The 20,454-nt window shown below is 61.7% G+C and carries 20 protein-coding genes; 10 read left to right on the top strand and 10 right to left on the bottom strand.

Going from position 1 to position 20,454, the window contains the following annotated elements:
- The first annotated feature begins 237 nt into the window (after positions 1–237).
- Positions 238–648, top strand: a complete 411-nt coding sequence (locus RAZWK3B_RS03815) for a TadE/TadG family type IV pilus assembly protein (protein WP_007812353.1) — start codon at positions 238–240, stop codon at positions 646–648.
- A complete protein-coding gene (locus tag RAZWK3B_RS03810; RefSeq protein WP_007812351.1) occupies positions 648–2,186 on the top strand; it encodes a Tad domain-containing protein in 1,539 nt (512 codons plus the stop codon). The genes RAZWK3B_RS03815 and RAZWK3B_RS03810 overlap by 1 nt, the downstream gene beginning before the upstream one ends.
- A 71-nt stretch (positions 2,187–2,257) precedes the next feature.
- On the opposite strand, the gene RAZWK3B_RS03805 is transcribed toward RAZWK3B_RS03810, so the two are convergent.
- Positions 2,258–2,785, bottom strand: coding sequence for an invasion associated locus B family protein (locus RAZWK3B_RS03805; RefSeq protein WP_037294851.1), 528 nt, complete (start codon positions 2,783–2,785; stop codon positions 2,258–2,260).
- Positions 2,786–2,970: 185 nt separating this feature from the next.
- On the opposite strand from RAZWK3B_RS03805, the gene RAZWK3B_RS03795 reads away from it, so the two are divergent.
- Positions 2,971–3,966 carry an asparaginase gene (locus RAZWK3B_RS03795; RefSeq protein ID WP_037294849.1) on the top strand — a complete coding sequence of 332 codons (996 nt, stop codon included), beginning with the start codon at positions 2,971–2,973 and terminating at the stop codon, positions 3,964–3,966.
- Positions 3,967–4,243: 277 nt separating this feature from the next.
- Positions 4,244–4,483, top strand: a complete 240-nt coding sequence (locus RAZWK3B_RS03790) for an EF-hand domain-containing protein (protein ID WP_007812345.1) — start codon at positions 4,244–4,246, stop codon at positions 4,481–4,483.
- 67 nt (positions 4,484–4,550) lie between these two features.
- On the opposite strand, the gene RAZWK3B_RS03785 is transcribed toward RAZWK3B_RS03790, so the two are convergent.
- Together RAZWK3B_RS03785 and RAZWK3B_RS03780 are read right to left on the bottom strand one after the other, a co-directional pair.
- Positions 4,551–4,922: an HIT domain-containing protein gene (locus RAZWK3B_RS03785; protein ID WP_007812343.1), complete on the bottom strand. Its 372-nt coding sequence runs from the start codon at positions 4,920–4,922 to the stop codon at positions 4,551–4,553.
- A 10-nt stretch (positions 4,923–4,932) separates the two neighbouring features.
- Entirely contained in the window at positions 4,933–6,510 is a 1,578-nt protein-coding gene (locus tag RAZWK3B_RS03780) for a DUF5928 domain-containing protein (RefSeq protein WP_007812341.1), read from the bottom strand.
- Positions 6,511–6,657: 147 nt separating this feature from the next.
- On the opposite strand from RAZWK3B_RS03780, the gene RAZWK3B_RS03775 reads away from it, so the two are divergent.
- Positions 6,658–7,476, top strand: a complete 819-nt coding sequence (locus RAZWK3B_RS03775) for a sulfotransferase family protein (protein ID WP_007812340.1) — start codon at positions 6,658–6,660, stop codon at positions 7,474–7,476.
- Positions 7,477–7,862: 386 nt separating this feature from the next.
- Here RAZWK3B_RS03775 and RAZWK3B_RS03770 read toward each other — a convergent pair whose 3' ends face one another.
- The 3 genes from RAZWK3B_RS03770 to RAZWK3B_RS21560 all read right to left on the bottom strand — a co-directional run bounded on the left by RAZWK3B_RS03770 (position 7,863) and on the right by RAZWK3B_RS21560 (position 10,832).
- On the bottom strand, positions 7,863–8,849 hold the full coding sequence (locus tag RAZWK3B_RS03770) for an adenosine kinase (RefSeq protein WP_007812338.1): 987 nt from the start codon (positions 8,847–8,849) through the stop codon (positions 7,863–7,865).
- Positions 8,846–9,490: an endonuclease III gene (gene nth, locus RAZWK3B_RS03765; protein WP_037295017.1), complete on the bottom strand. Its 645-nt coding sequence runs from the start codon at positions 9,488–9,490 to the stop codon at positions 8,846–8,848. Before nth ends, RAZWK3B_RS03770 begins: the two co-directional genes overlap by 4 nt.
- Before the next feature lie 133 nt (positions 9,491–9,623).
- A complete protein-coding gene (locus RAZWK3B_RS21560; RefSeq protein ID WP_007812332.1) occupies positions 9,624–10,832 on the bottom strand; it encodes a choice-of-anchor F family protein in 1,209 nt (402 codons plus the stop codon).
- 290 nt (positions 10,833–11,122) lie between these two features.
- On the opposite strand from RAZWK3B_RS21560, the gene RAZWK3B_RS03755 reads away from it, so the two are divergent.
- Together RAZWK3B_RS03755 and RAZWK3B_RS03750 are read left to right on the top strand one after the other, a co-directional pair.
- Positions 11,123–11,959 carry a methylated-DNA--[protein]-cysteine S-methyltransferase gene (locus RAZWK3B_RS03755; RefSeq protein ID WP_007812330.1) on the top strand — a complete coding sequence of 279 codons (837 nt, stop codon included), beginning with the start codon at positions 11,123–11,125 and terminating at the stop codon, positions 11,957–11,959.
- 120 nt (positions 11,960–12,079) lie between these two features.
- Entirely contained in the window at positions 12,080–12,748 is a 669-nt protein-coding gene (locus tag RAZWK3B_RS03750) for a YiaD family glycine zipper/OmpA-like lipoprotein (RefSeq protein ID WP_007812328.1), read from the top strand.
- A 93-nt stretch (positions 12,749–12,841) separates the two neighbouring features.
- On the opposite strand, the gene RAZWK3B_RS03745 is transcribed toward RAZWK3B_RS03750, so the two are convergent.
- Complete coding sequence (locus RAZWK3B_RS03745) at positions 12,842–13,801, bottom strand: L-malyl-CoA/beta-methylmalyl-CoA lyase (RefSeq protein WP_007812327.1); 960 nt, start codon at positions 13,799–13,801, stop codon at positions 12,842–12,844.
- Positions 13,802–14,100: 299 nt separating this feature from the next.
- Between RAZWK3B_RS03745 and dgcN the strand changes: the two genes are divergently transcribed.
- The 3 genes from dgcN to RAZWK3B_RS03730 all read left to right on the top strand — a co-directional run bounded on the left by dgcN (position 14,101) and on the right by RAZWK3B_RS03730 (position 17,005).
- Positions 14,101–15,102: an N-acetyltransferase DgcN gene (gene dgcN / locus RAZWK3B_RS03740; RefSeq protein ID WP_007812325.1), complete on the top strand. Its 1,002-nt coding sequence runs from the start codon at positions 14,101–14,103 to the stop codon at positions 15,100–15,102.
- Positions 15,103–15,174: 72 nt separating this feature from the next.
- Positions 15,175–16,140 carry an N-acetyl-D-Glu racemase DgcA gene (dgcA, locus tag RAZWK3B_RS03735; protein ID WP_007812324.1) on the top strand — a complete coding sequence of 322 codons (966 nt, stop codon included), beginning with the start codon at positions 15,175–15,177 and terminating at the stop codon, positions 16,138–16,140.
- 4 nt (positions 16,141–16,144) lie between these two features.
- Positions 16,145–17,005: a D-amino-acid transaminase gene (locus tag RAZWK3B_RS03730; protein ID WP_007812322.1), complete on the top strand. Its 861-nt coding sequence runs from the start codon at positions 16,145–16,147 to the stop codon at positions 17,003–17,005.
- Between the two features lie 232 nt (positions 17,006–17,237).
- Here RAZWK3B_RS03730 and RAZWK3B_RS03725 read toward each other — a convergent pair whose 3' ends face one another.
- Genes RAZWK3B_RS03725 through RAZWK3B_RS03715 form a run of 3 tightly spaced genes read right to left on the bottom strand, consistent with a single transcriptional unit; the run spans position 17,238 to position 20,453 of the window.
- The gene (locus RAZWK3B_RS03725; RefSeq protein ID WP_007812320.1) at positions 17,238–18,209 is read right to left on the bottom strand and encodes a 5-oxoprolinase subunit C family protein; all 972 of its coding nucleotides are present in this window, start codon (positions 18,207–18,209) and stop codon (positions 17,238–17,240) included.
- Complete coding sequence (locus RAZWK3B_RS03720) at positions 18,199–19,074, bottom strand: 5-oxoprolinase subunit B family protein (protein ID WP_007812318.1); 876 nt, start codon at positions 19,072–19,074, stop codon at positions 18,199–18,201. The genes RAZWK3B_RS03725 and RAZWK3B_RS03720 overlap by 11 nt, the downstream gene beginning before the upstream one ends.
- A complete protein-coding gene (locus tag RAZWK3B_RS03715) occupies positions 19,071–20,453 on the bottom strand; it encodes an acetyl-CoA carboxylase biotin carboxylase subunit (RefSeq protein WP_007812315.1) in 1,383 nt (460 codons plus the stop codon). Before RAZWK3B_RS03715 ends, RAZWK3B_RS03720 begins: the two co-directional genes overlap by 4 nt.
- Position 20,454 lies beyond the last annotated feature (1 nt).

Genomic DNA, 20,454 nt, shown 5'->3' with positions numbered 1-20,454 from the left:
GTGACTTTCCGGTTGGCCAGTTCTAGCGTCTTTTGTTGCTTTGGTTGCCCAGTTCGTTTGACGGGATGATCACCTCCGTCACGAAACAAGTTCTGACCCCGTTTGTCGTATTTTGTTAAAGCAAGGCCAAGCACGGCCGCACCGCTTTTGGCGTGCGATCGTGTTGATGTCCGGAATGGCCCTACCCTTGCCTGCCGCGTTTTTGGAACGCGGCAACTATTGGGAAGGACGACGACAATGAATTTTCTTCCGCGACTTGCAAGATGCATGCGCGCCTACAGGAAAAAGAGCGACGGCACCGTTTCGGTCGAATTTGTCCTGTGGATGCCGCTTTTTCTGGTGATTCTCGCGCTGGCGATTGATGTCAGCCTGCTGTTCATGAGCCAGTCGAACTATTGGAGCGTCTCGCGCGATACCGCCCGGCTGGTCGCGCGTCATGCGATGGATGGCACCACCGCCAAGAGTTACGCCGAGATGCGGGCAGGCAGCTTTTTCGGCCAGCCTCAGGCAACGGTCGAATACGGGCCGTCGACGGTGACGGTCACCCTTTCAGCGCCGGCACGGTCGATCATGATCTTCGATGGAATGGGCTTTGCCCGGGATCTGAACATCAACGCCCGGATCACGCAGGCCCTGGAGCCGATCTGATGGGCAGCCGAGCGATCAACCCATCCCGCACAAGCCGCCGCATCCTGCACCAGGAGGACGGTGCCGGATCGGTTTTCGGCATCTTCGCCGTGGTGATGATACTGCTGTTGGGGGGCGTGGCGCTGGATGCCACGAACCTCTGGCGTTACCAGCAGATGCTCAAGCAGACGGCCGATGTCGCGGCTCATGCCGGGACCGTGCAACTGGCCAGTGGCGGGGACGCGACCAATGCCTATAACGCCGCCTTCGCCCTGGTCGAGGCGAACATGCCGCAAAGCTGGTACGGCAACCTTTTCGCGAACCCGCAGGCCGATATCGAGGTGGTGCATTATGATCCCGACACCGATCTGCTGGGAGGCTCGGGCCCGCTGAACGCCGTCGCCGTGACGCTGCGCCGGGATGGAGACTCGGGCAACCCGGTGCCGACCTACCTGCTGCGCATCGCTGATATCATGAATATGGGCGACAGCACCGATCTGTCCCAATGGAACGTCAAGACGCGCGGGGTCGCGGCCTTTGTCGGCACCAAGAAATGCGTCAGCACCGACGGGCTTTATGCGCAGGGTGAGTTGAGCCTGACCTCGAGCAGCGATTTCGGCCCCGGCTATTGCCTGCACAGTCAGGAAAAGGTCTGGATGCCGCAACAGAATGCTTTTGCCAAGGGCACAGGTATCAGCATGCCCAATCTGGATAATTGCAAGGGAAAATGCGATGATGCCGCCAATCCCGGAGCGACAAGCGCATCCTTCGAGCGCAACCTGATCATGCCGAACCTGTCGGATCACATCGCCTCGGTCGAGCAAGCGTTTCTGGGGACCGGCGACTCGGCGATCAGGGATAGCTTTTTCCGGGACAAGACCCTTGGCGACCTGTCGCCGCTGGCGGCCATCGGCATGAACACGGGCAGCATCACGCAAAAGGGCCAGAGGATCAATCTGAGCCAGTCGGACTTTGAATCCCTAACAGTGATTCCAAGCGGTCTGACGTATAATGTCTCCTGCTCCGGCGGGGCCAAGTCGATCCAGTTCGGCTCGCCCAAGGGAAACACGAAAAAATCCGGTTTCGGCGGCGGCACGATCGACGTCAGCGACGTGGCGGTGGTGACCAATTGCGCCTTGGATTTCGGATCGGATGCGAAAGTGGCGGCCTCGATGATCCTCACGACGCTGGAAAGCTCGAACGCATCGATAACCGCCAGTTCGGGCGCCACGGTCGGCACCGCCACGGGGGTCTGCAATGCCTCTGAGCAGAGCGTTATTCTGGGCAAGTCCGACATGAATGTACCGGCTGATTTCGCCGGATCGAATGTCGGCTTCGTGATCGATGGGGATATTCATCTGTCGGCGAGCAGTTCATCGTCGGCGATCAATCACAGCGGCCTCAGCCTGCATGCCTCGGGTGAGATCAAGGTGGCCGCCAACCACACCTTCGATCCCTGCAGCAACCCACCGAGCGGGTTGATCCCGGCGCTGAAGGTGATCCGGCATGTGGTGCCGACCGGAAATTTCTTTGTGACTGCAAGCACTTCGGTGAATTGACAGTCACAGGCAGCGAAAATGCATTCAGGGCCCCAAAGGGGCCCTGTGTCATGTTCGGCCACGGGGCAAGATCACTTGCAGCGGCGTTCAGCCTCTTCGACAGCGGCGGTGTAACCCAGAAGTGAGAACGTATCCTTGGTCTGGGTGCCACGCGACGAGCGGGCCGTGAAGACCGCATCGGTGCCGCGCTTCATCGCCGCGATGATCTTGGCGTCATCCGATGTGCTGGCAGGCCAGGCCCATTCGCCATCGGTGAACAGCTCGAACTGGGTGCCGCCGATATTGACGTTCACCGTAGAGCCGCCGGCGAAGGGATAGCCACCGGTAAAGGCCACCTGCCCCTGCACATCCGCATCGGGGCGATAGAATGTCATCAGAAGGATGTCCCCGCGACGCACGGCAACGACACGGCCATCCTGTGTATTGACCGTTTCCGTGGGCGACGACACCGCCCAGCATTCACGTGGATCGTTGTCCTCGAACACGCTCCATGCGGTTTCTGCCGCAACTTGATTGGTGCTTTCATTCTGGGCGAAACCGGCTGTCGCCATCAGGGCGAAGGCCAATCCAGCCAATCCGCCTGCTATTCGTGATACCATATGTCCAGCCTCCAAGCTGTCCTTAGCCTCAATCTTCGGGCCGCAACCCTCTGGAAGGGGAGTTGTATCTTGCGCGGCCTTTTCATACTCGACATAGCAAGTTTAGCCCGAAACAGGCGAGACATGAAAGACGCAATTGGCGGAAAACCGCACAGCGGCGCCGCGACCGAAACGCAGAGGCCCATATGACCGAACCTGTTAAAATGACCGAAATCTGGCGCGGACCGCTGGCCGAAAGCGTTCATCGGGGACATGCGGTGATCTGTGATGCGGCGGGCGAGATCGTGGACGCCTGGGGCGATCCCGAAACCATGGTGTTGCCGCGCAGTTCGGCCAAGATGCTGCAGGCCCTGCCACTGGTCGAAAGCGGCGCAGCCGAAGCGCACCGGCTTACGCCTGAGCATCTGGCGCTGGCCTGCGCCTCGCATGAGGGGGCGGCGATCCATACCGACCGGGTCGGCGCATGGCTGGCGAATCTGGGGCTGTCGGATGACGATTTCCGCTGCGGGGCGCATATGCCCAAGGACAGCGAGGCCCGGAACGCCCTGATCCGCGCGGGTAAGGAACCGTGCCAGATGCACAATAACTGCTCGGGCAAACATGCGGGTTTCCTGACGCTGGCCAAGCATATGGGATGGGGTCCGGACTATGTGGAGCCGGAGCACGAGGTGCAGAAAGCCTGCCTGCAGGCCTTCGAAGAGATCACCGGCGAGACCAGCCCCGGCTTTGGGATCGACGGCTGTTCGGCGCCGAATTTCGCCAGCTCCCTGCATGGCATGGGCCGCGCGATGGCGCGGTTCGCCGCCGCCGAGGACGGGCGCAGCGCCCGCGAGAGTGCCGAGGTGCGGCTGTGGCAGGCGATGATCGCGCATCCCGATCTTGTCGCAGGGGAAGGCCGCGCCTGCACCGAGCTGATGCGGGCCTGCAAGGAACCTGTGGCGCTCAAGACCGGGGCAGAAGCGTTTTTCATCGCGATCCTTCCGACCCGCAAGCTTGGTATCGCGCTGAAGATCGTCGACGGGGGCACACGCGCCGCAGAATGCACCATCGCGGCCCTGCTGGTGCGGCTTGGCGTGCTCGACGCGGATCACCCGGCGACACGCAAATTCATGAACGCACCGATCACCAACTGGCGCGGGATCGAAACCGGAATGATAAAGCCCGTCGATTCGCTGCTGTAACGGCGAGCGGCACCTTTCTGCCTGTCGGGGCGGGCGCCGCTTTTCCGCGGTCCCTTGCCCAAAAGGACACGCAGTGCGCGCAGGTTCCCGCCTTCGGGCATGAAGAGCACGACAGGCAGCAGCGATGCGCCGACGGCAGCGGTGCGATTGGGCCTTTTTCCGCAGCTTTCCGGCTGATCCGGCGCACCGGCAAGACAGGCCGCGATATTCCCATCACTCTGCATCGTCGAGGGCCGTTGCGCCCTCGTACACAAGCCATGAGGAAAGGGAGTATCCCATGTTCAAGACAACGACAGCCGCAACTTTCGCACTTGCCATCGCTCTGCCCGGAGCCGTGCTGGCCGAAATGGACGCGAACGGCGACGGCGCGGTGACGATGTCCGAATTTCAGGACGCATATCCCGACGCCGAGGCAGGGACGTTTCCGGCGCTGGACACCGACGCCGATGGTGCGCTGAGCGAGGCGGAAATCGCGGCCGCTGTGGATGCCGGTATCCTGCCCGATACGGCATCATAATCCCGCAACGCCACATTATGAAACATCGGGGAGGGGCGCGGCTTGCGCCCCTCTTTGATGTTCGGGGTCAGTCGGCTTTCTGGAGCATCCGGCCCAGAGGACGCCCCGCAAGGATATGCACATGCAGATGCGGAACTTCCTGAATAGCGGCCTCGCCCGCATTCGCGATCATGCGAAATCCACCTTCTTCGACACCGGTCATGCGGCACACCTCGCCGATGGCGCGGGTATAGTCGAGGATTTCGGCATCCGAGGCCTCTTGCGCGAAGTGATCGTAGCACACATACGGGCCTTTCGGGATCACCAGCACATGCACTGGCGCTTGCGGTTGAATGTCGTGGAACGCAAGGCTGTGATCGGTTTCAAGAACGGTCTTGTTGGGAATTTCGCCGCGCAGGATCTTGGCGAAGATGTTCTGGTCGTCATAGCTGTAGGGCATGGGGCAATCCTCAATCGGCGAAAAGGTGCTTTGTCTCGGCAACCTCTAGCGCCTTGTCATACCCGACATCAAGGAACTGCGCGAGCAGGGTCGCGTGATGTTCGGACGCGTCGCCTTCGCGCAGGATCATGTGATTTTCGAATTCCGCGTCGCGGATGCGGTCGCTTTCGAAATTCATATCGCCACGGATCGTCGGCATCAGCCGATCCATGGTTTCCTGTGGCGTCTGTTCCCCGGCCAGACCAACCCGCCGCGCATGACCTTCGAGATAGGCACGCGAGAACTGGCACTGCACCTCGAGAATACGGGTGGTGGACCGGTCCGACGCGAAATCATGCAGCAAATCAAGGCTGGACGGATCCATGCAGACGATGAGGCGATCCGTGTCGAAATAGTCGAACAGCATCCGCATCAAGGCCCGACGGTGGCGCGTTCGCTTGCCCAGACTGGCCTGAATGCCGCCCAGATCGGGCAAGGCGGTGTCTTCCTCGTGGAAGAGATATTCGATGGCGGGCACGTTGGTGACATGCCGGACCATCGACAAGAGCCGTTTGGCGACATGCCATTTCTTGCACACCACGATCAGCAAGGTCCGGTCGCGCCCAAGGGAGCTTTCGGTTTCCCAGAACCGGCTGGCAAAGCGCCGCCCGATACGGCCGCGCCCGGTGAGAAACTGAAAGAGGCTGCGGCCCTCGTTGGAAATCTGGAAGGTGGCTTTGTCGTCGGCATAGAGCGCGCCGAGGCGCGACTTGAGCTCGACCGCTTCGGGGCTGATCTTGCGGGCGAAAAGCGCGTCCTGACTGAGCAGCAGATCGTAATGGTCGTTATAGAAGGTCACCGGCATGCCGTAATCGGTGAACATCAGCAAGGTCAGTGTCCGGCTGCGGATCTCTTTCTGGGGCACGAGATGATTGACCAATGTCTGAAAAAACGTCTCGTCGGGGATCCATGTGGTGCGAAAGAACCGCATCACATCGCGGCGCCGGCGGGTGAAATCCAGAATCCATTCGATCGTACGGCGGCGCAGGCACCACCACTGGCTGCCGATTTGCACCTCGATGTCATCGGGGATGCGCCGGGTCAGTCCCAGACGTTTCTGCAGCCCGAAAGACGCGTAGAACAGGCGCGACTGTGTCCTTTCGTTGAAGAAATGACGATAGATCAAACGCTCTTCCTTGATGCCGGTCTTGATCCAGTCGCTGTCGAAGTAATCGAAATTCTCGATGTAATCGACATCCTCGGCATCCAGAAACTGATGCGCGTAATGGGCGGACTTGATCGCGGCGCAATCGCCGGACAGCATGTAGAAATGCGTCGCTCGCGGAAAGGCATCGACCGCCGCCTCGACGGCATTCAGCGTTGCCTGCACCAGCGACCATTCCCCCCACCCGCATTTGAGGCGCTTCCTGGCGAAAGTCACGTTGGGATTGTCGGCCAGAGCGTTGCGAATCCTGTCGTAATATTCCGGCTTGGCGCGGGCGTCGAAATGGATCGCCATGTAATCCCCGGCCGCCGTCAACATGCGGGCCTGCCCGATGATCGCGTCCGGATCCTTGTGACACAAAAGTATGAACGCGATTTTCGCCATTTCAGAACCGGAACACCAACTGCCATCGCAATGCTTTAGAGTGATACCCCTGAACTGGAATTGAATAAACAGGCTTTCTCTGCTTTTTTGAACCGGTTAGAAATGTTTTTGCCTGAATACTCGGGTAAATGGTTTGGAGATCACGGCATGGGCTTTCCCGGAACGTGGATGACCGAGAGTGAAAGTGTGGTTTACAGGGTGGTTCCGAAATGCGCCTGTTCGACCATCGGACAGATCATGTACTACTCGGACCATGGCGAATTCTTCGATGGTGACATCCATGATGCCGCCACCGGCCTTCACAAATGGGCGCGCGATGAAAGTCAGGCGCTCATCAATGACAATGTAAAGTCGCATGCGTCCTACGCGTTCACCTGCGTGCGCAATCCCTATACCCGGATCCTGTCGAGCTTTTTCGACAAGATCTGCGGCATACAGCGCAACGGCAAGCGGTATCGCGGCAAGCTGGTGCCGCTGCTGACGCAGAAATACGGGATCGAAGTGGGCGGCGACGACGGCAAGCAGGAGTTTGACCAGATCGAAAGCTTCCGTCGCTTTCTGCTGTTCGCGCGCGACACGATCCGCTGGCGTCGCCCGATGGAGCCGGACATTCACTGGTCGTCAATGTCCGGCCATGTATCGACCTTCATCATCAATGGAGGGCACTACGACAAGATCTTCTGGACCGAGGCCTTCAATGACGGCATGGGGCAGGTTCTGGACGCGATCACCACCCCCCACAAGGTGGATCTGGACACGATCCCGCGCTTCAACGAATCCGAGGGTCATGGCCCCAAACGCGCCCACCCGGTCGAGGAGTATTTCGACGATCTGTCGATGCATCTCGTTTACGAGATCTATCACCGGGATTTCGACCTGTTCAAATACGACTTCGAAAACCCGGCGAACAAGATGCCGGTGGGCGAGATCGACCTTGACGAGGTCCATGCCAAGCTCGGCGAGTGACGCCATACACCGCTTTCTGGCAACGAAAGCACCCGCGTCACGCGAGCGACCCAGGGGGCCCTGCCCCTCTTGGCCTGCGGCCAATTCACCCCGGGGTATTTGGCCCAAGAAGAAGCGCTTAAGGAAATGATAACCTTCTGCGCGTAACGTGAGCGGGCGGTACAGGCTGGGGAGCCGATGACCGCCCAAGGAGAAGCCGCCCCCGGGGCCCCGGCCTGCATCGGGACAGACACCGACCGAATGCCGCGGCTTCGGGGGCGCGCCTCATGTCTTCTTCTTGGCGAAAATACCCATTGGACCCTCGCCACCCGCACCGGCGTCTGGCCAAGCTGCTCAGCCGTCAGCCAGAAGGGGCTGCGCGCCCGGCCATCAGGCCGGGCCAGCGGTCAGACCAGGCCTTCGGCGCGGAACATCTCCAGCACATCCGCCTCCGCGCGCGCGCCGTAATGGCCGATTACCTCGGCGGCGGCGATGCAGCCCATGCGCCCCGCCACGTCCAGCGGCTTGCCTGTGGCTACGCCGTAAAGAAACCCTGCGGCGAATTGATCGCCCGCGCCTGTGGTATCCAGCGGCGTCACAGGGGTGACAGGCACCGACACGCTCTGTGCTCCCTTCACGATCACCACATCATGGCCCGAGCGTGTGCAGACGATGAGATCGCTGTCCTGCGCCGCCTGTTCGAGCGCCGCGCCCAGATCTTCCGTCTCATAGAGCGAGCGCCATTCGTGTTCGTTGCCCAGCACGATATCCAGCCCTTTGACCAATGCGCGGAAATCGGCACGGTGCCGATCGACGCAGAACGGATCCGACAACGATATGCCGGCCGTGCCACCGCCTGCACGACAGGCGCGCGCGGCGGCGTGAAAGGCCTCTTTGCCCTTGGGCTTGTCGAACAGATAGCCTTCGAGAAACAGCAGCTCGGCCTTGCCGGCCACGGCATCGTCCACATCGTCGGGGCCAAGTTCGGCGGAGATGCCCAGATAGGTGTTCATCGACCGCTCGCCATCGGGCGAGACGAAGATCATCGAGCGCGACGTGGGGAACTCGCCGCCGGGCACCGGCGCGTTGACGAAATCGGTGCCATCCTCGGCCATGGCGGCGGCATAGAACCGGCCCAGTTCATCATCCTGAACCCGACCGATGAAGCCGGTCTTGAGGCCCATCGCGCCGAGTCCCGCGATGGTATTGGCCACCGAGCCGCCCGGCATCTGGCGCCGGCTTTCCATGGCGTCGAAGAGAAATTCTCCGCGTTCCTGCTCGACAAGCTGCATGACGCCCTTGTCGATGCCCATGCGGGTCAGAAAATGATCGTCACACTGGCTGATGACGTCGACGACGGCGTTGCCGATACCGACGGCCTGATACTTGGTCATTGGGTCTTGTCCTCGAATTGGCAGAGATCACGTATGATACAGGTGGGGCACATCGGCTTGCGGGCCTTGCAATGGTAGCGCCCATGCAGGATCAGCCAGTGATGCGCATGTTGCTGGAAGTCGACGGGGATATTGTCTTCGATGGCACGCTCGACGGCGACCACGTCCTTGCCAGGGCAGATACCCGAGCGGTTGCCGACACGGAAGATATGGGTGTCCACTGCCTGCGCCGGATAGTGCCACCACATGTTCAGAACCACATTGGCGGTCTTGCGACCGACCCCCGGAAGCGCCTGAAGGGCGGCGCGGGAATTGGGCACCTCGCCGCCATACTCCTCGACCAGGATTTTGGACAGCTTGATGACGTTCTTGGCCTTGTTGCGATAAAGCCCGATGGTCTTGATGTGGTCGATCAGACCGGCCTCGCCCAGATCCAGCATCTTTTGCGGCGTGTCGGCGATCTTGAACAATTCGCGGGTGGCGCGGTTCACGCCGACATCGGTGGCCTGCGCCGAGAGGGCGACCGCCACGACCAGCGTATAGGCGTTGACATGCTCCAGCTCGCCCTTGGGTTCGGGGTCTGCCGCCTGAAAGCGGGTGAATATCTCGCGGATGGTATGGTAATCGAGCTGTCTGGCCATGGCCTTGAATGGCATGATGGCCGATAGGGCCGCAAGATGAAAAGGGTCCACGCGGGGGAGCGCGGACCCTTCGATGAGACGGAGGGGGAGAAGCCCGTCTCGGTGCCTGCCGGACCAGAGCCCGGTCACGGCGTCATGCCACCATGGTCTGCTTGCGGCGATAGCGAAGCCCGGCCAGGGCTGCAAACCCCGTCAACAGGAGGGGGAGGCCCGCCGGCAAGGGGATCGGCGCGATCGAGGTGGTGCGCAGCGTGAAGGTGCTGCCACTGAAATTCGAGCCAAGATTGATCGCGAAGTTCAGGTTGAGATTGGCAAGGTCTTCGATCGCATCATCGAACAGGGGAATCCCTTTGAGGAAGGCCTCAACCCCCGAGATATCGCCATAGTCGTAATATCCCCATTGGTCTTGCGCGAGCGCGAAGACATCTTCTGCGGTGATTTTTGTATTGTCGCCGTCAAGGCTGTTGTTAATGCCGCGGCGCACCTCCCATTGGGAGCCGTTGTCCCAGGCCATCACAAGCGGATCGGCGGCGCCAGAGGCGTAATCCCACAGAAGCCCGAGAGGCACATCTTCTTGCGACAGCCAATTGCCGAAAAGCGTGCCATAGCTGCCATAAAACCCTGTGCTGACGATGCTGTCTAGGCTTTGGACCACGTTGTAGCCCGCGCGGCTGGTGGTGTCGAAAAACCCTGGCAGTTGCAGGGGGTTGGGGTTGGGCTTGTCCAAGCTGCCGAACAGACCAAAGGGAAACTGAGAGAAGGACGATGCAAAATCCGGCCCCATCGATACCGTGGACGAGAAGGACAGGCCATCGTTATCCGTAGACGCCTTGAAGTCACCACCAATGTCAGTGCCAAGCTCGATCTTGAAGCCACCAAGCGCCTCGCCGGTGACGTTGATCAGGCGCTGGAACACCCGGTAGACCGAGTCGGTTTCGTTTTCGGTCACATTGAACACAAGGTCGACGGCGCCTGTATCGGTTGCTTGCACCTTGAAACGCTTTCCACTTTGAAACTCGCCGTCGCAGGCTGTCCCGCTGGTCGCCAAGATACAGCCGGTATAGTTGTCTTGCGACTGGGTAAACGGCACGTTCGACACCGTCATGCCCGGTGTGTCCGCCTCGGGCGCGGTATAGACGATCTGGCCATTGGTGGTGGCCGATGCATCCGGCAAGACACGGTCATAGACCACGCTTTCGCCGGTGGCGGTTCCGGTCACCTCTGGACCCTTGATGACATTCGACAGGTTCCAGCTGTCGATTGTTGCGGCGCCCGCGATGGCAGGCAGAAATCCCGTGGCAATCGCCACAGGGATAGCAAGTTGAATGGTTTTTTGTCTCATATTCATTTCTCCTGTTACTCACTTAGAAATAAGGGATCGGCGTAAATGATTTTTGCGCAGGCGATGCGCTGGAATGCCTTGCCCAAAATGCAGGACCCGACGTCGAATCAGAAAATCGGACCCGTGGCAGGATGAGTCGTATTCTTATTTCAGAATTTAAAATTGACGGTCGTCAACGAGCTGTCATTTTTTAATGACAGGGCCTGTCAGCCGATCCATTGCGCAACATTCGGGTCGCGCCTCGGGCCGGGCGCCCCTAAGGTTCACATGACAGCATGAGGACCCGAACGATGACCGTTTCCCCGCAGAACAGCTATCATTACTCTGTCATGCGACGCGCGCTGGACGTGATAGATGCGGCCGAGGCGCCGTTATCGCTTGAGGAACTTGCGGGCCGGATGCAGTTGAGCCCCAGTCATTTTCAACGCCTTTTTTCCGCTTGGGTGGGCGTGTCGCCCAAGCGGTATCAGCAATATCTGACGCTGGATCATGCCCGGAGGCTGCTATGCGACCGTCACACCGTGCTCGACACCGCCGAGGAGATGGGGCTGTCCGGCACCGGGAGGCTTCACGATCTGTTCCTGAGATGGGAGGCCATGAGCCCCGGTGATGTCGCGCGGCGCGGCGAGGGGTTGACGATCCGATACGGATGGTTCGCCAGCCCCTTTGGCGAGGCGTTGGCCATGGCCACAGACAAGGGGCTGTGCGGTCTCGCTTTTGCCGAGGAATGCGGGCACGAGGCGGCATGGGATGACATGGCGCAGCGCTGGCCCGAGGCGCGGTTTCTGGAGGACCCGAACGCCATTTCCCCTTGGGTCGAGGCGGCATTCGCCGCCAAGGGCGAGGCGTGTCTACACATGATCGGAGCGCCCTTTCAGATCAAGGTCTGGGAGGCGCTTTTGCAAGTGCCCACCGGCCATGTGACAACCTATTCCGACATCGCGCGCGCCATCGGATCGCCCCGCGCGGTGCGCGCAGTGGGCACCGCTGTCGGTCGCAATCCGATCAGCTTTCTGATCCCCTGTCACCGCGCGCTGCGCAAGTCGGGCGGGCTTGGCGGGTATCACTGGGGGCTGCCGGTCAAACGCACGATGCTGGCATGGGAAAGCGCCCGAACCGAGGCCTGATACCAAGGGAAATGCGCGGATTGCTGCCGAAACACGCGCGGTTTTTCCTTGGGTCCGGGACGCGCATTGCCTATCCTTGAAGCAGACCCAAGCGTATGGGCAGTTACATGAGGCATTGAAATGATCCGAGCACGACACTCCCTTCTCGTCCTTTCGGGCGCGTCGCTTCTGGCGGTGGCCGCCTGTACCGATCCGGCGATGGTCGGGACCGGCACCAATCCCTATCAGAAAACCCAGCAGGGCGCCTTGCTTGGCGGTCTCATCGGCGCGGGCGTGGGCGCCGTAGTCAGCGATGACCGGGCCAAGGGAGCCCTGATCGGGGGCGCCATCGGTGCGGCGGGCGGCGCCACCTATGGCAACATGCTGGACCGCCAAGAGGCGCAACTGCGTCAGCAACTGGATGATGATCGCGTGCAGATCACAAATACAGGCGACCGCCTGATCGTGACCCTGCCTCAGGATATCCTGTTCGATGTGGACAGCGCCTCGGTGCGGTCCGGTCTGCGAGACGATCTGATGACCGTGGCCAGCAGCCTGCGCGATTACCCGGATTCGACCGTGCAGGTCGTGGGACATACCGACAATACCGGCGATGCAGGCTATAATCAGCAGCTTTCCGAGCGCAGGGCCAATGCCGTGGCGGATGTGCTGATGGATGGCGGCGTGGCCTTTTCGCGCATTCAGACCTTTGGACGTGGCGAGAACCAGCCGGTCGCCGACAACCTGACCGATGCGGGCCGCGCTCAGAACCGCCGTGTCGAGATCGTGATCCTGCCAAACGCCGCCTGATCGGGCGACGGCGGGAGCTGATGATAAAAACACCCGGCAAGGTGATGGGCCTTGCCGGGGTGCTTTGTTCCATATTGGCCGGAATACGACGGGTTACATCGCCTCGATCATCTCGGCCTGACGAACGATCACCTCGGCCTGTTTGATCGACGCGATATCGACAAGACGACCCTTGTAGGTGGTCGCCCCCTCGCCGCGGGCTTTCGCCTCATCCATCGCCTGCAGGATCTCGCGCGCCTCTTGAACCGCCTCGGCGGAGGGGGTGAAGATCTCGTTGGCAAGCGCGATCTGCTTGGGATGGATTGCCCATTTGCCCACCATGCCAAGCGTGGCGGAGCGGCGGGCCTGCGCGCGGAACCCCTCATCATCCGAGAAGTCTCCAAACGGGCCATCGACCGGCAAGAGACCATGGGTGCGGCAAGCGGCGACAATGGCGGTTTGCGCCCAATGCCACGGATCGGACCAGTATTTCGCGCCCTCATGCAGCATGTAGTAATTCTCCTGGGTGCCGCCGATGCCGGTGGTCGCCATCCCCATGGACGCCGCGAAATCCGCCGCCCCAAGGCTGAGGGCCTGCATCCGGGGGCTTGCGGCGGCGATCTCTTCCACATGGGCGATACCAGCGGCGGATTCGATGATCGCCTCGAAGCTGATCCGCTTGCTGCGGCCTTTCGCGGCCTCGATCGACGTGACCAGAGCATCCACGGCATAGATATCCGCGGCGCATCCCGCCTTGGGGATCATGATCTGGTCCAAACGGTCGCCCGTCTGCTCCAGCAGATCGACGACGTCACGATACCAGAACGGTGAATCAAGCCCGTTGATCCGCACCGAGAGGTATTTCTTGCCCCAATCCACGGTATTGATCGCCTCGATCGTCTGTTTGCGGGCGAGATCCTTGTCCGAGGGGGCCACGGAATCCTCGAGATCGATATTGACCACATCGGCGGCGCTGGCGGCCATTTTCTCGAAGAGTTTCGCGTTCGAGCCGGGGCCGAACAACTGACAGCGGTTCGGACGGGCCGGGGCGGGGGGTTGCAGGCGGAAGCTCATGGCGGGCACCCTCTTTTCAAAAGTTTCGTTTCATATCGCCCGATCGGTATTAAATTGCGCAGGGCATCGCAACACGATTCTGCAGGTGCAGCAAGAATGCTGCGCTTGCGAGTTGCGCACCAAAGGCATCCGGGTTGGGCATTGTCGGCAGGCCAAATGCTTTTGGAACATTCTTCGATCAATATATGAAATTTCCGAACGATCTTGCACAAAATCCCGTCTGATGCCGAGACTATCGCATGACATCGCAGCGAGAGGATAGGAAACTTCGCCAAACTCGATTCCCGAAAGGAGCTGCCATGATCCAGACCCCTTACCTGCTGTTTTTGGGCGATGCGCCCGATATGCTGGCCGCGAAGGTGGCTATCGGCATCCGCGACTGGCGCCCTGAAAATGCCGTGGGTCAGCTCCGCCTCGAGGGGTGCGGCGCTGATCTGGGCCTGACCGACATGACACTGGCCGAGGCCAAGGCCGCGGGCGCCAAGACGCTTGTGATCGGCGTGGCCAATCGGGGCGGCGTGATTTCGAAGGAATGGAAGAAGGTTCTGGTGACCGCGCTCGAGGAAGGTTTCGATCTGGCGGCGGGTCTGCACAATCTGCTGCGCAACGAACCCGATCTGGTGGCGGTGGCCGAGGCGACCGGTCGCAGCCTGCACGACGTGCGCGTGCCGGAAGTGAATTACCCCATCGCGGACGGCAAGAAGCGTCGCGGCAAGCGCTGTCTGGCCGTGGGCACCGATTGCTCGGTCGGGAAAATGTATACCGCAATGGCGATGGAACGTGACATGCACGAGCGGGGCTTGAAAGCCACGTTTCGCGCCACGGGCCAGACCGGCATCCTGATCACCGGCGATGGCGTGCCGCTGGATGCGGTCATCGCGGATTTCATGGCCGGGTCGATCGAATGGCTGACGCCCGACAACGACGAGGATCACTGGGATCTGATCGAAGGTCAGGGCAGCCTGTTTCATGTGTCTTTCTCGGGCGTCACGCTCGCGCTTATTCACGGTGGCCAGCCCGATGCGCTGATTCTGTGCCACGAGCCGACCCGCAGCCAAATGCGCGGTCTGCCTGAATACACCCCGCCCTCACTGGAGGATCTGCGCGACACGGCGCTGCCGCTGGCGCGCATCGCCAATCCCGCCTGTCAGGTTGTGGGCATGTCGATCAACACCCAGCACATGACCGAGGACGCGGCCAAGGCCTATCTGGCCGAGGTCGAGACCCGGATGGGTCTTCCTGCGACCGACCCTTATCGTTTCGGTTCGGGCAAGCTGGTGGACGCGCTGGCCGCGCTGTGATCTGATCGCGTCGAGCGGGGACCGGTGATGGCCCCCGCGACACATCAATTGCCAGCAGAAAAGGAGAGGGCCGTGGAGATTTCGGTCACCCGCGACACGTTCCGTCTGGCGCAGGTCTTCACCATAAGCCGAGGCTCGCGCAGCGAGGCGAAGGTGCTGACGGTCCGGATCACCGACGACGGCATCACCGGCTGGGGAGAATGCGTGCCCTATGCCCGCTATGACGAGACGCTGGACAGCGTCACTGCGCAGATCGAAGGCCTGCCCGCGCGGTTTGATCGCCAGGAATTGCAGGGGCTTCTGCCCGCCGGTGCCGCGCGCAATGCGGTGGACTGCGCCCTGTGGGATCTGGAGGCGAAACGCAGTGGCAAACGGGTCTGGGAGCTGGCGGGGCTGAGCGCGCCCGGACCCGAGATCACCGCCTATACGCTGTCGCTGGACACGCCGGAAAAGATGCAGGCCGAGGCTGCGAAACATGCGCATCGCCCGCTTCTCAAGATCAAGCTGGGCACGCCCGACGACATGCTGCGGGTCGAGGCGGTGCGCGCGGGCGCCCCGAAGGCGCAAATCATCGTGGATGCCAATGAAGGCTGGAGCACCGAGGTCTATGCCGATCTGGCGCCGCATCTGGTCCGGCTTGGGGTGAGCCTTGTGGAACAGCCCCTGCCCGCAGGACAGGACGAGGCGCTGCGCGGGATCGACCGCCCCTTGCCCGTCTGTGCCGACGAATCCTGCCATGATCGCAACAGCTTGCCGGGATTGGCGGGCAAATACGACGTGGTGAATATCAAGCTGGACAAGACCGGCGGTCTGACCGAGGCGCTGGCGCTGCGCGATGCGGCCTTGGCGCAGGGGTACAAGGTGATGGTCGGCTGCATGATCGGCAGTTCGCTGGCGATGGCCCCGGGCGTGCTGGTGGCGCAGGGGGCGATAGTGACAGACCTTGACGGGCCGCTTCTGTTGGCCGAAGACCGCGACAACGCTTTGACATTCGACGAGGCCGGGGTGCATCCGCCCGAGGCCGCATTGTGGGGATAAAGACATGCGCACCGTATACGTGAATGGCGACTACCTGCCTGAGACCGAAGCGAAGATCTCGATCTTCGACCGGGCCTTTCTGATGGCTGACGGGGTCTATGAGGTGACCAGCGTTCTGGGCGGCAAGCTGATTGACTTCGCGGGACATCTGACGCGGTTGGAGCGGTCGCTGAATGAATTGGACATGAAGAAGCCCGCCGCGTTCGACGACCTGCTGGAGATCCACCGCGAGTTGGTGCGGGTCAACGAGATCGAGGATGGTCTGGTCTATCTGCAGGTGACGCGCGGCAGCGATGGCGACCGCGATTTCGTCTTTCCTGACCCTGAGACGACCGAGCCGACGCTGGTGCTGTTCACACAGTCCAAGCCAGGTCTGGCGAATAGCCCGCAGGCCGGAAAGGGTTTGAAAATCATAAGCATAGACGATCTTCGCTGGGGTCGGCGCGACATCAAGACGGTGCAGCTTCTGTATCCGTCGATGGGCAAGATGATGGCCAAGAAGGCCGGCTGTGACGATGCCTGGATGATCGAGGATGGCCACGTGACCGAGGGCACGTCGAACAATGCCTATATCGTCAAGGGCAACAAGATCATCACCCGCCAGCTGTCGAACGACATCCTGCACGGGATCACCCGCGCCGCTGTTCTGCGCTTTGCCCGCGAGGCCCAGATGGAGGTCGAGGAACGCCCCTTCACCATCGACGAGGCCAAGGCGGCGGATGAGGGCTTCATCACGTCGGCCAGCGCCTTTGTGATGCCGGTGGTGGAGATCGACGGGCAGACGCTTGGCGACGGTGCGCCGGGGCCGGTCGCGCGGCGGCTGCGGGAAATTTACCTTGATGAAAGCCTGAAAACGGCGGTCTAAGGCGAATCGGGGTTAGCACCCCGATTTTACTGGAAAATCCTGTTCGGTATCACGTCGGTATAACGTCGGTATCGCGTCGGTGCGCGGCGCGGTATCCACCGGCGTTAACAGAGCGCACGCTGTGCCCGCCACGTGGTCGGGGATTTTATGCTGGTCAAGACTGGAATAGCTGGTGTCCTGAGAGGTGATGCGGGCGGGCGCAGCGAGGCGCGCCCGGCCCGTCCGCAAGCGGTTAGCTCAGCTCTTGCCGGATTTTGGCGATGGTGGCCTTGCGCTTGGCGCGCGCGGCCAGTGCCGTTTCCATGTCGACATTTACGAACTTGACCTGCGTGTTTGGCTGAAGCTGCCCGATCAGGTCCATATCCGCCGAGATTACAGCCCCAAGGGTGAAATAGCCCCCGCCCGACACGGCGTCGCGGTGCAGCACGATGGGTTCGGTGCCGCCGGGCACCTGAATGGAGCCGTAGGAATAGCACCCGTCGACGATATTCGACGGATCGGCACCGGCACCGAAGGGCGGTTCGCGATCGACGAAATCAAGCGGGCGCCCGCCCTTGAATCGGTAGCCCATGCGGTCGGCCTCGGCGGCGACGGTCCAAGTGTCGTCGAAGAAGCTGCGGCCGGCCTCTTCGGTCAGGCGGTACCAGTAGAGGCCGGTGAGCACGCGAAGCTCGGCAGGATTGCCGGGACCGCGGCGCAGCTCCATGGGCACGCTGCGGCCTTCGGCCACCAGCGGCGCGTCGCCCACGGGCAGCTCGTCACCGGGTTGCACGGCACGACCACCGACGCCACCCAACGCGCCGATCGGATAGGTGGAGCGGCTGCCAAGATCCGGTTCGGTGGCGATGCCGCCCGAGACCGCGATATAGGCGCGCGCGCCGGCCTGCAGGAACCCGAAGCTGAGCACCTGACCGGCCTTGACGGTGATTGCGGTCCAGGTTTCACGCGGCTCGCCGTCGATCATCACGGGGAGTTCGGCGCCGGTGATGGCGATGCTGGCGTCGCGGGTAAATTCGATCTCGGGGCCCATGAACACAGCCTCGAGGCCCGCGGCATCCTCGGGGTTGCCGACAAGCATGTTTGCCGCGCGCAGCGCCAGCCGGTCCATCGCACCGCCTTCGGGGATGCCGAGATGGAAATAGCCGGGACGACCGAGATCCTGAATGGTGGTGGCCAGACCTGATTTGACAATCTTAAGCGTCATTGAGAGCCTCCATCAGCTTGGCGTTGTAGCCGACCATGTCCTTGTTGAACTCGTCGAGATCGAACTCGACCTCGGCGATGCGCGGCGTCCAGGTGTTCGCTTCGACCGCGGCAAGGATGCGGTCGTATTCGGCGCGGTCGATGGGGTTCCATTTGACGATGTCACCGGGTTTGAAGAACACCATGAAGTCGCTCAGATAGGACACATGCTGTCGCGGGTCATAGATGGTCATCGGCGTGATGCCGAACATCTGGTAGCCGCCTGCCCCGCGCACCGAATAGACGCATGAGAAGCTGCCGCCATAGCCGACCGTCTGCTTGGGCGTGTCGGTGCGGGGGCGCAGATATTTGGGGACCTGGATCTGACGGTCGCGTTCGACCAGCTGATACAGGAAGGGCAGGCCCGACACGAAGCCCACCATCGACACGAACCACGGCTGGGAATGATGCGCCTCGATGAAAGCCTCGACGCTGTCATAGCCGTTGATCCGGGCGGCGTAATCGAGATCGCTTCCCGAGGGATCCTGATGGCGTTCGCGGAAGCGCATCAGGGTCTCGTGGGTCCAGGGATCCTGATAATAGACCGGGACTTCGATGATCCGGGTGGTCATCCGCTTTTCGGCCTTGTCGGCCATGTGTTCGAGATCCTTGATCCGGGACAGCATCTGTTCGGGCGGGGTCACGTCGGGATTGTAGCGGACCTGAAAGGATGCGTTGGCCGGGCAGATTTCGGTCACGCCGGGGATGTCGGCCTCTCGGACGGCATTGGACATGGAGAGGGATTTGAAGAACGCCTCGAGCGACATTTCCTCGTCCATTTCCACGTAGACATGCTCGTCTCCACCATATGTGTAACGTGTCTTCACGAAGCACCTCCTGTTGCTGCGGGGGTCAGATTTCCGGCATCCAGCCACGGTTCCAGCCATTGGGTATGGACCGTGCCCGCCTGAACCTGCGGGTCGTCCGCCAGCGCCAGATGCAGGGGGATTGTCGTCTTGAGACCGTCGATCGACAAGCTCTGCAGTGCGGTGCGCAGGCGGGAGATCGCTTCGGCCCGGTCCGAGCCATGCGCGATCAGCTTGCCGATGAGCGAGTCGTAAAAGGGCGGGATCTGATAGCCCTCGTAGAGAAAGTGATCCATGCGAATGCCCTCGCCCTCGGGCAGGCGCATGGCGCCCACGGTGCCGGGGAAGGGCATGAATTGCAGATGCGGGTCTTCGGCGTTGATGCGCACTTCGATCGCATGGCCGGTGACGGCGATCTGGTCTTGCGTGAGGCGCAGCGGCTCGCCGCCGGCGATGCGGATCATTTCCTGCACGAGGTCGATGCCGGTGACCATTTCGGTCACGGGATGTTCGACCTGGATGCGGGTGTTCATCTCGATGAAGAAGAACTGATTGCTGGCCTCTTCGTAGAGAAACTCCAGCGTGCCTGCGCCCTTGTAGCTCACCGCCTCGGCCATGGCGACCGCTGAGGTGCAAAGCTGCTGCCGGGTGGGCTCGTCCAGACAGACGGCGCCGGCCTCTTCCCAGACTTTCTGGCGGCGGCGCTGGATCGAGCATTCGCGCTCGAAGCAATGCACGGCGCGGGTGCCGTCGCCGAGGATCTGCACCTCGATATGGCGCGGATCGCGCAGCGCGCGTTCCAGATAGAGCCCGCCGTCGCCAAAGGCGGCCTGTGCTTCGGACTGGGCCTGGGGGGCGAGCTTGCGCAGCTCGTCCTCGTTGGCGGCGATGCGGATGCCACGCCCGCCCCCACCGGCGGCGGCCTTGATCATCACCGGGTAGCCCACTTCGGCGGCGGTGGCGACGGCATCGTCCAGCGTTTCGATGCGACCCTTCGAGCCGGGCACGACCGGCGTTCCCGCGGCTTCGGCGGCCTGTCGCGCGGCGACCTTGTCGCCCATCCGTTCGATCGTGTCGGCGGAGGGGCCGACATAGGTGATCCCGGCCTCTTCCAGGGCACGGGCGAAACGGGGGCTTTCCGACAGGAACCCATAGCCGGGATGCACGGCATCGGCGCCGGTCTGCCGGGCCGCTTCGACGACACGGGCCACGTCGAGATAGGAGTTCTTGGCTGCCGCCGGTCCGATGCACACCGCTTCATCGGCCAGCCGGACCGCCAGCATGTCGGCGTCAGCCTCGGAATGGGCCTGAATGGTGTGGATGCCAAGCTCGCGGGCGGCCCGGATGATCCGGACCGCGATTTCGCCGCGATTGGCGATCAGAAGGCGCGATATGGCCATG

This window comes from Roseobacter sp. AzwK-3b, from assembly GCF_000170875.1.
GTDB lineage: Bacteria > Pseudomonadota > Alphaproteobacteria > Rhodobacterales > Rhodobacteraceae > Roseovarius > Roseovarius litoreus.
Note: the sequence above shows the minus strand (reverse complement) of the source record. Positions and strands in the feature narration are given on the sequence as shown.